At 64.3% G+C, this 11,980-nt stretch carries 14 protein-coding genes; 9 read left to right on the top strand and 5 right to left on the bottom strand.

All coding sequences use genetic code 11. The annotated features are described in order from the left end of the window. The first annotated feature begins 324 nt into the window (after positions 1–324). A complete protein-coding gene (locus NLM32_RS03180) occupies positions 325–1,233 on the top strand; it encodes a peptidylprolyl isomerase (RefSeq protein ID WP_254127835.1) in 909 nt (302 codons plus the stop codon). 114 nt (positions 1,234–1,347) lie between these two features. Next, positions 1,348–2,589, top strand: coding sequence for a bifunctional glutamate N-acetyltransferase/amino-acid acetyltransferase ArgJ (gene argJ, locus NLM32_RS03175; protein ID WP_254127834.1), 1,242 nt, complete (start codon positions 1,348–1,350; stop codon positions 2,587–2,589). Between the two features lie 4 nt (positions 2,590–2,593). Here argJ and NLM32_RS03170 read toward each other — a convergent pair whose 3' ends face one another. Then, a complete protein-coding gene (locus NLM32_RS03170) occupies positions 2,594–2,962 on the bottom strand; it encodes a hypothetical protein (RefSeq protein WP_254127833.1) in 369 nt (122 codons plus the stop codon). 227 nt (positions 2,963–3,189) lie between these two features. Between NLM32_RS03170 and NLM32_RS03165 the strand changes: the two genes are divergently transcribed. Then, positions 3,190–3,600, top strand: coding sequence for a (deoxy)nucleoside triphosphate pyrophosphohydrolase (locus tag NLM32_RS03165; RefSeq protein ID WP_254127832.1), 411 nt, complete (start codon positions 3,190–3,192; stop codon positions 3,598–3,600). Positions 3,601–3,714: 114 nt separating this feature from the next. Here the strand turns inward: NLM32_RS03165 and NLM32_RS03160 are convergent, their stop codons facing one another. Beyond that, positions 3,715–4,563, bottom strand: a complete 849-nt coding sequence (locus NLM32_RS03160; RefSeq protein ID WP_254135193.1) for a methyltransferase domain-containing protein — start codon at positions 4,561–4,563, stop codon at positions 3,715–3,717. Positions 4,564–4,740: 177 nt separating this feature from the next. Here NLM32_RS03160 and NLM32_RS03155 point away from each other — a divergent pair, with 177 nt between their 5' ends. Genes NLM32_RS03155 through NLM32_RS03135 form a run of 5 tightly spaced genes read left to right on the top strand, consistent with a single transcriptional unit; the run spans position 4,741 to position 7,784 of the window. Next, complete coding sequence (locus NLM32_RS03155; RefSeq protein WP_254127831.1) at positions 4,741–5,259, top strand: macro domain-containing protein; 519 nt, start codon at positions 4,741–4,743, stop codon at positions 5,257–5,259. Between the two features lie 44 nt (positions 5,260–5,303). Beyond that, complete coding sequence (locus tag NLM32_RS03150; RefSeq protein ID WP_254127830.1) at positions 5,304–6,101, top strand: ComF family protein; 798 nt, start codon at positions 5,304–5,306, stop codon at positions 6,099–6,101. Positions 6,102–6,148: 47 nt separating this feature from the next. Further along, a complete protein-coding gene (gene grxC, locus NLM32_RS03145) occupies positions 6,149–6,424 on the top strand; it encodes a glutaredoxin 3 (RefSeq protein ID WP_254127829.1) in 276 nt (91 codons plus the stop codon). Next, on the top strand, positions 6,421–7,311 hold the full coding sequence (locus NLM32_RS03140) for a carbon-nitrogen hydrolase family protein (RefSeq protein WP_254127828.1): 891 nt from the start codon (positions 6,421–6,423) through the stop codon (positions 7,309–7,311). Before grxC ends, NLM32_RS03140 begins: the two co-directional genes overlap by 4 nt. Continuing rightward, positions 7,308–7,784 carry a DUF1178 family protein gene (locus tag NLM32_RS03135; RefSeq protein WP_254127827.1) on the top strand — a complete coding sequence of 159 codons (477 nt, stop codon included), beginning with the start codon at positions 7,308–7,310 and terminating at the stop codon, positions 7,782–7,784. The genes NLM32_RS03140 and NLM32_RS03135 overlap by 4 nt, the downstream gene beginning before the upstream one ends. Positions 7,785–7,797: 13 nt before the next feature. On the opposite strand, the gene NLM32_RS03130 is transcribed toward NLM32_RS03135, so the two are convergent. From NLM32_RS03130 to NLM32_RS03120, 3 genes are all read right to left on the bottom strand, one after another. After that, positions 7,798–8,697, bottom strand: a complete 900-nt coding sequence (locus NLM32_RS03130; RefSeq protein ID WP_254127826.1) for an EamA family transporter — start codon at positions 8,695–8,697, stop codon at positions 7,798–7,800. Between the two features lie 266 nt (positions 8,698–8,963). Further along, positions 8,964–9,737, bottom strand: a complete 774-nt coding sequence (ubiG, locus tag NLM32_RS03125) for a bifunctional 2-polyprenyl-6-hydroxyphenol methylase/3-demethylubiquinol 3-O-methyltransferase UbiG (protein ID WP_254127825.1) — start codon at positions 9,735–9,737, stop codon at positions 8,964–8,966. Between the two features lie 14 nt (positions 9,738–9,751). Beyond that, positions 9,752–10,219 (bottom strand): PH domain-containing protein, encoded by a 468-nt coding sequence (locus NLM32_RS03120; protein ID WP_254127824.1) that lies wholly within the window; start codon positions 10,217–10,219, stop codon positions 9,752–9,754. A gap of 164 nt (positions 10,220–10,383) precedes the next feature. Between NLM32_RS03120 and NLM32_RS03115 the strand changes: the two genes are divergently transcribed. Further along, positions 10,384–11,640, top strand: a complete 1,257-nt coding sequence (locus tag NLM32_RS03115; RefSeq protein WP_254127823.1) for an aspartate kinase — start codon at positions 10,384–10,386, stop codon at positions 11,638–11,640. Positions 11,641–11,980: the final 340 nt, after the last annotated feature.

Genomic DNA, 11,980 nt, shown 5'->3' with positions numbered 1-11,980 from the left:
GCGTTGCAGCCAAGAAGTTGTCACCCGCTTGCCTATCAACTCACCGTGACGCCTGCTGGCGTCAGAGCCCGGACTGCGGGGGTCATCCGCCATATGGGTGGGAATTGGACTAGTCTGGGTTCAACGGCCAAAAACGCAGCAAAATAAACGCCATCGCCATGGTCGCGACCGGGCAGAGATATGGCCCGGTCAGGGCCTTGTCAACGGCGGGCGCATTGCGGCCAATTCATCATTTTGACAGACTTTTCGCGTTGCCAAGCCCCCCTGAATTGGGCGAGTGTCCGCCCCGCTTAAGCAGCCCCTGCTTCAACATAAGGATTTTGCATGACCACCTCGTTCCCGGTAACCACCGGACTGCGTTTCCGCCACGCGTCCGCCCTGGCTGGCTGCTTTGCCTTGGTGCTGTCCCTGGCGGTCGCCGGCCCGCTCCGGGCGGCCGACGATCCGGTCCTGGCGAAGGTCAATGGCGCTGAAATCAAGAAAAGCGACGTGACCATGGCCGAGGAAGAGCTCGGACCGAGCCTCGCCCAGATGGATCCCGCGACCAAGGACGACAATGTCCTGTCGTTCCTGATCGACATGAAGATCGTGGCCAAGGCCGCCGAGGACAAGAAGGTCGCCGACGGCGAGGAATTCAAGAAGCGGATGGCGTTCGCCCGCAACCGCCTGCTGATGGACAGCCTGCTGGCCCAGGAAGGCAAGGCTGCCACCAACGACGACGCCATGAAGAAGGTCTATGAGGAGGCCTCCAAGCAGATCACCGGCGAGCAGGAAGTGCGCGCCCGCCACATCCTGGTCGAGACCGAGGACGAGGCCAAGGCGGTGAAGGCCGAGCTCGACAAGGGCGCCGATTTCGCCGAGCTCGCCAAGAAGAAGTCCAAGGATCCGGGCTCCGCCGACGGCGGCGACCTCGGCTTCTTCACCAAGGAACAGATGGTGCCCGAATTCTCGGCCGTCGCGTTCGCGCTCGACCCGGGCAAGATCTCCGATCCCGTGAAGTCGCAGTTCGGCTGGCACATCATCAAGGTCGAGGAAAAGCGCAACCGCAAGGCGCCGGAGTTCGACCAGGTCAAGCCGCAGATCGAGCAGTACGTCACCCGCAAGGCCCAGGCCGACTACGTCGCCAAGCTGCGTGCCGAAGCCAAGGTCGAGCGGATGGACCAGCCGGCGGCCGACGCGTCGAAGGACGCCAAGCCGGCCGACAGCAAGATGGCGCCCCCCGCCAAGAAGTAAAAATCTGCTGTCACTTCGGTGACGCCAAGAGTATCTAAGCATCGCAATGGCCGGGCATCGCCCGGCCATCTGCATATCCAGACCTCACCAAGGCACAAGCCAAGGCACCCCGCGATGTCCTCAACCGTCTCCCCGCTCGCCCCGAAGAACGTTCCCGACATGCCCGTGATCGCGGGCGTCCGCCTCGCGACGGCCGAGGCCGGCATCCGCTACAAGAACCGCACCGACGTGCTGCTGGCGATCATGGACAAGGGCACCGCGGTCGCGGGCGTCTTCACCAAGTCGAAATGCCCGTCCGCGCCGGTCGAATGGTGCCGTGCAAAACTGAAGGGCGGCAAGGCACGCGCGCTGGTCGTCAATTCCGGCAATGCCAACGCCTTCACCGGCAAGACCGGCCGCGGTTCCACGGCGCTGACCGCGAAGATCGCGGCCAAGGCCGTCGGCTGCAGCGAAAGCGAGATCTTTCTGGCCTCGACCGGCGTGATCGGCGAGCCGCTGGACGCGACCAAATTCGACGGCGTGCTGGGCCGCCTCGCCGAGACCGCCGAGGCCGGCGATTACCTCGCTGCCGCCAAGGCGATCATGACCACCGACACCTTCCCCAAGGTCGCGACCGCGACCGTGAAGCTCGGCAAGGCCAAGGTCACCATCAACGGCATGGCCAAGGGCGCCGGCATGATCGCCCCCGACATGGCGACGATGCTGTCCTTCATCTTCACCGACGCGCCGATCGCGCCCGCCGCGCTGCAGGCGCTGCTCAAGGCCGGCGTCGAGGACACCTTCAATGCGGTCACGATCGACGGCGACACCTCGACCTCGGACACGCTGCTGGCGTTCGCCACCGGCGCTGCCGCCGAGCACGGTGCGCCCAAGATCAGCCGCGCCAGCGATCCGCGCCTGAAGGCCTTCGTGAAAGCGTTCAACCAGATCCTGGCAAATCTTTCCGAGCAAGTAGCGCGCGACGGTGAAGGCGCGCGAAAACTGGTCGAGATCACCGTCGAGGGTGCCAAGACCAAGGCTTCGGCACGCAGAATCGCGATGTCGATCGCCAACTCGCCGCTGGTGAAGACCGCCATCGCCGGCGAGGACGCCAATTGGGGTCGCGTGGTGATGGCCGTCGGCAAGGCCGGCGAGCCCGCCGATCGCGACAAGCTCTCGATCTCCTTCAACGGCATCCGCGTCGCCAAGAGCGGCGCGCGCGATCCGTCCTATGACGAGGCACAGGTGTCGGAAGCGATGAAGGCCCCGGAGATCGCCATCAAGGTCTCGCTCGGCCTCGGCAAGGGCCGCGACCGCGTGCTGACCTGCGACCTCACCAAGGAATATGTCGCGATCAATGGCGACTACAGGTCCTGACGGGTCAGAGCCGGCTGGAGACCTTCACGCTGACGTCGACTGTCCGCGTGATCGGCCGATTGACCGCATCCAGTCCCTGGCGGGCATAAACAAAGCGATCGTCCCCGACATAGCCGGGGCGGGAAAGATAGATCACTCGGTTGCCACTGATCGATACGCTGCCGTTGCCGGGCTGCGTGACCACGCGGGCGCTGAAGATGGGGCCCCGCGTGCGCGCTACGATGATGCTGCAGCGTTTTCCGCTGGCCGCATACATCGTCCCGGACACGGTTTGGTTGTCCAGGGTCTTGATGAACGGCACGATGCAGGAGTCCGCAACGGCGGGCCCGGCCATAACTGACATTGCGACGACAACAATTCCGACCGACTTCATCTTGCATGCCCCCTATCATCGAGCGCCCCTCGACGAGCTCAATTATAGATAGATGCCGAAACACGGCGCAAGCTGTTGTTGCCCGCACGGATGATCGACCCCGGAAAGTTTGCGCGTTCCCGAGCGAAGAACCGTCGATTGAATCTGACGTGTGGAGATCGTAGAAACGCCGGCCGCAACGGGGTTAGCAAAGCGTTGCGATCACCTTCAGCGAGCGACAATCACGCATGGCCGATCTCAAACTGACACTGGTGGTGGCGTGTGCACTCGTCGATGCCGACAAGCGCGTGCTGATCGCGCAGCGCCCTCCTGGTAAGACGCTCGCGGGCCTCTGGGAATTTCCGGGCGGCAAGCTGGAGCCCGGCGAGCGGCCGGAGCAGAGCCTGATCCGCGAGCTCCACGAGGAGCTCGGCATCACCGTCGCCGAGCCGTGCCTCGCGCCGCTGACCTTTGCAAGCTACGGTTACGAGACCTTTCATCTCCTGATGCCGCTCTACATCTGCCGGCGCTGGGAGGGGATCGTCGAGGCCCGCGAAGGCCAGACGCTCGCCTGGGTCCGCGCCAACAAATTGCGCGACTATCCGATGCCGCCGGCGGACATTCCGCTGATCCCGCATCTGATTGATTTGCTGATGTGAGACAGAACTCATACTGAGGAGACCGCAAAGCGGTCGTCTCGAAGGATAGCCATACGGCGAGAGCCGGGCCTGCATGGTTCGAGACGGCGCTAACGCGCCTCCTCACCATGAGGATCACTCTTTCCCCGCCTTCTTCACCGCCTCCGCCAGGCTCGCCTTCGCCGATCCCGGCTTCAGCGGCTGCTGCTGGCTCGCATGCGGGGCCCAGCCGGAGAGCCAGATGATATCGAAGGTGGCGCGAATGCGCCCATCGGCATCGGCAAAGCGCTCGGCATAGATTTCGGCCATGCGCACCAGCGTCGCGCGACGGCTCGGCGCGCGCCGCCGCTCGATCAGCACATTGGCCGCACCCATGCGGCGGAGATCCTGCATCAACGCGAACGCATTGCCATAGCGCACCACGACGCGGTCGACGTCGGTAACCGGCAGCGCAAAGCCCGCCCGCTGCAACAGCGCGCCGATGTCTCTGAGATCGGCAAACGGCGCCACGCGCGGCGACACACCGCCCTCGCATTCGGCCTCCGCCTCGGCAAACGATTGCCGAAGCTCAGTCAGGCTGTCGCCACCGATCATCGCAGCCAGCAGCAGACCGTCCGGCTTCAGCGCGCGACGAACCTGCGCAAGCACACCCGGCAGATCGTTGACGAATTGCAGCGCCAGCGCCGAGACGACGAGATCGAGGCTTTCGGCTGCGAAGGGCAGTTTCTCCGAGCCCACCGCATCGAGCGTGATCCGTTCGATAGACGGCAACCGCGCACGCAGCGCCGTGAGCCCGTCACCGGGCGTCCAGAGATCAGCTGGCGCGTGAAATTCACGCATCACCGCGGCCAGCCGGTCGGACATGTCCTCAGCGGCCCGGTCGAGCAGGAAGGAAACCGGCCCCTGCGCCTGCGCGCGCTGCTGCCGCGCATGCAGCAAAGCGCGATCAAACAAGGCCGGCGGGGTCTGCGGGGTCTGAGCCATGCCGCTGGTTACGCTCATGACGGCCACTCTGGCAACCCACGCAACAGCGAGACTGTTGGAACGGCCGAACGCATCATCGTATAGTGAGGTCTCACCGAGACTCCGACAGTGCTCAGCATTCATCTTCGCGACATCAGCGCCGACGTAGTCGAAGCGTGGAGATCGGCGTTCGCCGGCGTGGCGGACGTCGAGGTTTCGCTTGGCGACATTTTTGCGCAAGAGGCCGACGCGATCCTGAGCCCAGCCAACAGCTTTGGGCACATGGACGGCGGGATCGACCTGCTCTATTCGCGATATTTCGGCTGGGACCTCCAGACCAATCTGCAAGCCGAATTGGCCGAGCACCATTATGGCGAGCTTCCGGTCGGCCAGGCAGTCGTGCTTGCCACAGGCCATCCGCGCTTCGCGTTCCTCGTGAGTGCCCCCACGATGCGCGTCCCGATGCGCATCGATCAGACCGTGAACGTGTACCTCGCGTTCCGGGCAGCATTGATCGCGATTCTCACGCACAATGCCGGTGCTGACGAGGCGATCCAGTCCTTGCTCGTCCCGGGTCTGGGCACAGGGATAGGCGCGATGCCCCCTGCGCGGGCTGCCCGCCAGATGCGGCTTGCCTACGACTCGATCCTGGCACCGACCCAGGAGCGGCGAGGCGCCCGCACCATCCTGAGAGAGCACCACGATCTGCTTTCCTGACGCCCCTTCTTGAGCGGATGGTCGCGGAACGCTAGCCTCCCCTCATGGACGCCGACGCCGCCCCGACCCGCTCCATCGCCAAACCCTTGCGCGCCGCATGGACGGCTGGCCGCCACGTGCTGTCGCGCGCGGCGCGGCTTGCGCTCGACATTGCGCTGCCGACGCTGTGCGTGTCCTGCCGCGAGCCGGTCGATGGCGAGGGCGTTTGTGCGGCGTGCTGGGCAAAATTGTCGTTCATCGAGCGGCCCTATTGTCCGCGGCTCGGCATTCCCTTTGTCTACGATCCCGGCCCCGACATGTTGTCGATGGAGGCGATCGCCAGCCCGCCCGCCTACCAGCGGGCACGCGCGGCGGTGCGTTATGACGATGTCGCGCGCACGCTGGTGCATGCGCTGAAATACCAGGACCGCACCGATCTGGCGCCCGCCATGGGCCGCTGGATGGCGCGCGCGGGCGGCGAGCTGCTTGCCGGCGCTGACATGCTGGTGCCGGTGCCGCTGCATTGGCGCCGGGCCTGGCGCCGCCGCTACAACCAGTCCGGTGCGCTGGCGCACATCATCGCGCGGCAGAGCGGGGTCAAGGTCCGGAGCGAGGTGCTGCGCCGGGTCCGCGCCACCGAGCAGCAGATCGGCCTGTCGCGTGCCCAGCGCGCCACCAATGTGCAGGGCGCATTCCAGGTATCCCCCGACCGTCAGGCCGAGGTCCAGGGCCGACGCATCATCCTTGTCGATGATGTCCTGACATCGGGCGCGACGCTGGATGCCTGCGCGCGTGCACTGCTTCGCGCCAAGGCGGCCCAGGTCGACGTGCTGGTCTTTGCCCGGGTTGTCGAGAGCCGGTAAAGTCCCATATAATTCAATAAATTCATGACATGAGAGCGCTGGACGCCATGAACTCTGCTGTCGAGATCTACACCAGGCCGGGATGCGGCTATTGTTCCGCTGCCAGGTCGCTTCTGACCCGCAAGAAGGCGAGCTTCACGGAATTCGACGTCGCCCAGAATCCGTCCTGGCGCGAGGAGATGTACGACCGCGCCGGCGAGGGCTCGACCTTCCCGCAAATCTGGATCGGCGGAACCCATATCGGCGGCTGCGACGACCTCTACACGCTCGACCGCGAAGGCAAGCTCGACGGGCTCCTCGAAAGCGTCAAGGCGGTCTCATGAGCCAGGATCAAGCTCAGAATCGCACCTTCACCGCGGCCATGATTCAGATGCGCACCGGCTTGATGCCCGAGCCGAGCCTCGCGCAGGCAACAAGGCTGATCCGCGAGGCGGCAGCCAAGGGCGCCGACTACGTGCAGACGCCCGAAGTCAGCAACATGATGCAGCTGAACCGCAAGGCGCTGTTCGAGCATCTGCAGAGCGAGGAGGACGACGCCTCGCTGAAGGCGTATCGCGCGCTCGCCGCCGAGCTGAAGATCCACATCCATGTCGGCTCGCTGGCGCTGCGCTTCTCAGCCGAGAAGGCGGTCAACCGCTCCTTCCTGATCGGGCCCGAGGGCAACGTCCTCGCGAGCTACGACAAGATCCACATGTTCGACATCGAGCTGCCGGACGGCGAGAGCTATCGCGAATCCGCCAATTACCAGCCGGGCGAGACCGCCGTGATCTCCGACCTGCCCTGGGGCCGCATTGGCTTGACGATCTGCTACGACGTGCGCTTCCCCGCGCTCTACCGCGCACTCGCTGAAAGTGGCGCCTACTTCATCACCGTTCCCTCCGCCTTCACCCGCAAGACCGGCGAGGCGCACTGGCACATCCTGCTGCGGTCGCGCGCGATCGAGACCGGCTGCTTCATCTTCGCAGCTGCCCAGGCAGGCACCCACGAGAACAAGCGCGAGACCTATGGTCACTCGCTGATCATCGATCCCTGGGGCGAGATCCTTGCCGAGGGCGATGTCGAGCCCGGCATCATCATGGCCAAGATCGACCCGGCCAAGGTCGAGACCGCGCGCCGCGCGATCCCCTCGCTCCAGCACGGCCGCCGCTTCGGCGTCTCCGATCCCAAGGCCGGGCCGGATCATCTGCATCTGGTGCGGGGATCAGCATGATCCGCTACGCGCTCCATTGCGACCGCAAGCACGAGTTCGAGAGCTGGTTCCAGAGCTCGTCGGCCTACGATTCGCAGGTGAAGCGCAAGCTCGTGACCTGCCCGATCTGCGGCTCGGCCAAGGTCGACAAGGCGATCATGGCGCCGCGCATCGTCGGCAAGAAGGGGCGCGCAACACCTCCGGCGGAGCCGGCCACCACGCCGGCGCCCGAGGCTGCGCCGTCTGGATCCACCTCGCTGATGATGGCGCAGGAGCGCGAGCTGCGGACCAAGCTGAAAGAATTGCGCGACCACATCGTCAAGAACGCCGACAATGTCGGCGAGCGCTTTGCCAACGAAGCCCGCGCGATGCATTACGGCGACAAGGAGCACCGCCCGATCTACGGCGAGGCCTCGCCGGACGAGGCAAAGTCGCTGATCGACGAAGGCATCGAAGTGTCGCCGCTGCCGACCTTGCCCGAAGACCGGAACTGACGCGCAGGGCGCGTCAGAAACCCACCAGCAGCGCCACGCCGAGCACGATCAGCACGATCCCAAAAATCTCGCGAGCTGCGATCGGCTGCTTGAACGAGTAATACGCCACCGCTTGCGCGAACAGCACCTCGATCAGCGCGAGGGTGCGGACATTGGCGGCGGCCGTCAGCGCGAACGCCAGGAACCAGAATTGCGAGGCGAAGGCGCCCATGAAGCCGGCGAGCAGCGACGGCCGCCATAATCCCAGGATCGACTGAAGTATTTTTGGCGCGCGCCAGAGCAGGTAGATCGTCAGGATCAGCGTCTGCACGAACAGGCCGAGCACCAGCGTGAACGACGATGCGGTCACGAACGATACGTTCGGCACAGTGATGATTGCGCCGCGGAAGCCGACCGCGGAGAGCGCGAACGCTGCCGCCGCAACGAGGCCGGTGATGGTCGGCTTCAATTCCGCAAAGCTCTTCTCGCCACCGGGCCGCAGCGCCGTAATGACGACGCCGACGGTCGCGATCACGATCGCCAGTACCTTCAGCCAGGTCAGATGGTCACCGAGGAAGACGAAGCCGAAGATCGCGGTCTGGATCGCCTCGGTCTTCAGGTAGGCCGTCGTCACCACGAACGAACGGTCGTTCATCGCGAGCAGCATCAAGCCGGTCGCGACGATCTGGCTGAGCGCGCCCAGCAGCAGCCACGGCCAGAACACGGTCGGCGGCATGCCGATGTGATCGCCGGTCGCAACCAGCACAAGCCCCAGGAACAGCAGGGAGAACGGGAAGCCGAACAGAAAGCGGATATTGGTCGCGCCCCAGGTCCCCAACGGCTTCGTCAGCGACCTCTGCATCGCGTTGCGCGCGACCTGGCCGAGCGCAGCAATGACGGTGAAGGGAATCCAGAGACTGGTGACGGTGAGCATGGGGGTTTGAGGCTGCGAGGGGAGTGCTGCTGCAAACTGCCGAGCACACGGCGTCAGGTCAATGACGCCCATGTCATAGGAGCGATGCTCTCGCTACAAACTCCGCCGTCGTCCTGGACAAGCGAAGCGCAGATCCAGGACCCATTACCCCAGGGAGTGGTTTTGCGAAGACCCGTGGTGACGAGCTTCGCCTCACAACTAGTCCTTAGGGTAATGGGTCCTGGCTTTCGCCAGGACGACACCGGATGTTTGGAGGCAGCTTGGCCTCACACCATCCCTTCCGCCACGACCATGTAGTTCACGTCCATGTCCGACGAGAGGGTCCATTTGTCGGCGAAGGGGGAGTAGACGACGCCGGTCTGCTCGGTGATGACGAGGCGGTTGTCGAGGAGATATTTGGTCAGCTCATCGGGGGTGACGAACTTGTTCCATTCGTGGGTGCCGCGCGGCAGCCAGCGCAGCACGTATTCGGCGCCGACGATGGCGAGCGCGAAGCTCTTCCAGTTCCGATTGAGGGTGGACACGACCATCAGGCCGTTCGGCTTCAGCATCGCGGCGCAGCGCTTCAGGAAGACGCCGACGTCGACGACGTGCTCGACCACTTCCATCGCCAGCACGATGTCGAAACGCTCGCGCGGGTCGATCTCCTCCACCGTGGTGCAGCGATAGTCGATCGACAGATGGCTCTTGTCGGCATGCAGCTTCGCCGCCGCAATGTTGCTCGCCGACGGATCGACGCCGATGACCTGCGCACCCAGCCGCGACAGCGGCTCGCACAGCAGGCCGGCACCGCAGCCGATGTCGAGCACGCGCAAGCCCCCGAGGCAGTTGAGGCTACGCACATTGCGCTCGAACTTGCGGCAGGCCGCGTCGCGGATATAGCCGAGCCGCAGCGGATTGATCCGGTGCAGCGGCGCCATCTTGCCCTTGGGGTCCCACCACTCGGCCGAGAGCTTTGAGAATTTCGCGATCTCGGCGGCATCGACGGTCGAGCCGGGCTGGGCGGTGGCAGTTGCGGAAGTATCTTGCTGCATGCTCATGGTTGGGCGCGGTCCTACCGCGTGGTGATCGAACTACGGAAGGCCAGCGGCGAGGCGATCGTCCGGATGGTCTCGCGACCTTCGCCGACGCCGTTTATGGTCACGTCGCCGTAGTTGAGAATACGTCCAAGAATCGACTGGTTGACGTCGACACTTTCGACCTTGTCGAGCGCCATTTCAAAGGTGCGGCGCTTGATGAAGCCGGTCTTATGCACAACCCTGAGGTTGGTGACGTCGGTCTCAGTGGTGAAGCGATGGAACCAGCCCTTCAGGGTCCAGAACAGGGCGGCCAGCGCCACCAGGCCGGAGCCGAACAGGCAGACGATCATCACGCTGTAGATATCGGTCTGCCTGGACAGCACGAAAAGGGCGATCGCCACGATCCAGGCCAGAATGGCCGGGAAATAGAAGATCCAGTGCGCATTGGTCGAATACAGCACCCGCTCGCCGGGCTGCAGGATCTCGTCGATGTAACGCGCCATGATCTCGGTTAACCCATACCCCCGGCTGGACCTGAAGCCTGCCCCGCAGGAACCCGCTTGCCCCCGGCCCCGCCCCTCTGTATACGCGCGGTCGGTATCCCCCTGGGCATCCGTCCCAGCGCGGGTCACCATACTGATCCTTATGAAGGAATGCACGCGTCGTCATGAGCCGCCTCGTGATGAAATTCGGCGGCACGTCCGTCGCCAACATCGAACGTATCCGCAATGTCGCACGCCATGTGAAGCGTGAGGTCGACGCCGGCCATGAAGTGGCTGTGGTCGTCTCGGCGATGTCGGGCAAGACCAACGAGCTGGTGGCCTGGTGCACCGAGGCCTCGCCGATGCACGACGCGCGCGAATACGACGCCGTCGTCGCCTCCGGCGAACAGGTGACCTCCGGCCTACTGGCCATCGTGCTCCAGGGCATGGGTATCCAGGCCCGCTCCTGGCAGGGCTGGCAGATCCCGATCAAGACCAGCGACGCCCATGCCTCGGCCCGGATCGAGGACATCGACGGCAGCGAGATCATCACCCGCTTCAGGGATCGCAAGGAGGTCGCGGTCATCGCCGGCTTCCAGGGCATCGATCCCAAGACCAACCGCATCACCACGCTCGGCCGCGGCGGCTCCGACACCTCGGCCGTGGCGATCGCCGCCGCCGTCAAGGCCGACCGCTGCGACATCTACACCGACGTCGATGGCGTCTACACCACCGACCCGCGAATCGTGCCGAAGGCCAAGAGGCTCGACAAGATCGCATTCGAAGACATGCTGGAACTGGCTTCCCAGGGCGCCAAAGTGCTCCAGGTTCGCTCGGTGGAACTCGGCATGGTCCACAACATGCCGATCTTCGTCCGCTCGAGCTTCGACAAGCCCGAGGATATCGACCCGCATGCCAACCAGCCGCCCGGCACGCTGATCTGCGGCGAGGAGGAGATCATGGAAAACCACGTCGTCACCGGCATCGCCTTTTCGAAGGACGAGGCCCAGATCTCGGTGCGCCAGATCGAGGACAAGCCGGGCGTTGCGGCGTCGATCTTCGGCCCGCTCGCGGATGCCAATATCAACGTCGACATGATCGTTCAGAACGTGTCCGAGGACGGCAAGACCACCGACCTCACCTTCACGGTGCCGGCCGCCGACTACAACCGCGCCAAGGACACGATTACCGCCGCCAAGGCCACCATCGGCTATGCCCGGCTCGACACCGCCACCGACGTCGCCAAGATCTCGGTGATCGGCAGCGGCATGCGCAGCCATGCCGGCGTCGCCGCCCAGGCGTTTTCGGCCCTCGCCGGACGGAATATCAACATCCGGGCCATTACAACCTCCGAGATCAAGTTCTCGGTTTTGATCGACACGGCCTATACCGAGCTTGCGGTGCGCACGCTGCACACGCTCTACGGCCTCGATCAGGCCTAAAGCGCGGTCGTCGCGCTTCAGGCTACCGTTTGAGCATGGTCTTTCCAGAAAAGCGTTTCGCAGTTTCCGGACCATGCCTGGACTAATTTTCTCTTAGCGGTCGCAGCAAACGCGAAGGTGTACACACCTTCGCGTTTGGCAGGCGTTTTGCTTGGCAAAACAAGCCTCAATTCGCTATACGGCGAATAGGGTGGGCTGCCGCAGACTGTGTCCCAGTTCAGGCTGCTGATTCGGTGCAAGCAGTTGTTTGCGCCTGAGCCGGACAGACAATTTGATTGTTTTTCTGGAATTCTAGGCCAGCCGCCGGCCATTATCGCCGGGTCGGGCAGACGGAGGAGAT

This window comes from Bradyrhizobium sp. CCGUVB14, from assembly GCF_024199935.1.
Lineage (GTDB): Bacteria > Pseudomonadota > Alphaproteobacteria > Rhizobiales > Xanthobacteraceae > Bradyrhizobium.
The sequence above is the reverse complement of the archived record's forward strand: the minus strand, read 5'-3'. Positions and strand labels throughout refer to the sequence as shown.

Excerpts from the sequence above, each read along its gene's own strand:
- NLM32_RS03115 (WP_254127823.1), top strand. The coding sequence starts at position 10,384 with ATGAGCCGCCTCGTGATGAAATTCGGCGGCACGTCCGTCGCCAACATC.
- NLM32_RS03130 (WP_254127826.1), bottom strand. The coding sequence starts at position 8,697 with ATGCTCACCGTCACCAGTCTCTGGATTCCCTTCACCGTCATTGCTGCG.
- NLM32_RS03120 (WP_254127824.1), bottom strand. The coding sequence starts at position 10,219 with ATGGCGCGTTACATCGACGAGATCCTGCAGCCCGGCGAGCGGGTGCTG.
- NLM32_RS03150 (WP_254127830.1), top strand. The coding sequence starts at position 5,304 with ATGGACGCCGACGCCGCCCCGACCCGCTCCATCGCCAAACCCTTGCGC.
- NLM32_RS03140 (WP_254127828.1), top strand. The coding sequence starts at position 6,421 with ATGAGCCAGGATCAAGCTCAGAATCGCACCTTCACCGCGGCCATGATT.
- NLM32_RS03160 (WP_254135193.1), bottom strand. The coding sequence starts at position 4,563 with ATGGCTCAGACCCCGCAGACCCCGCCGGCCTTGTTTGATCGCGCTTTG.
- NLM32_RS03180 (WP_254127835.1), top strand. The coding sequence starts at position 325 with ATGACCACCTCGTTCCCGGTAACCACCGGACTGCGTTTCCGCCACGCG.
- argJ (WP_254127834.1), top strand. The coding sequence starts at position 1,348 with ATGTCCTCAACCGTCTCCCCGCTCGCCCCGAAGAACGTTCCCGACATG.
- NLM32_RS03135 (WP_254127827.1), top strand. The coding sequence starts at position 7,308 with ATGATCCGCTACGCGCTCCATTGCGACCGCAAGCACGAGTTCGAGAGC.
- grxC (WP_254127829.1), top strand. The coding sequence starts at position 6,149 with ATGAACTCTGCTGTCGAGATCTACACCAGGCCGGGATGCGGCTATTGT.
- NLM32_RS03165 (WP_254127832.1), top strand. The coding sequence starts at position 3,190 with ATGGCCGATCTCAAACTGACACTGGTGGTGGCGTGTGCACTCGTCGAT.
- ubiG (WP_254127825.1), bottom strand. The coding sequence starts at position 9,737 with ATGAGCATGCAGCAAGATACTTCCGCAACTGCCACCGCCCAGCCCGGC.
- NLM32_RS03170 (WP_254127833.1), bottom strand. The coding sequence starts at position 2,962 with ATGAAGTCGGTCGGAATTGTTGTCGTCGCAATGTCAGTTATGGCCGGG.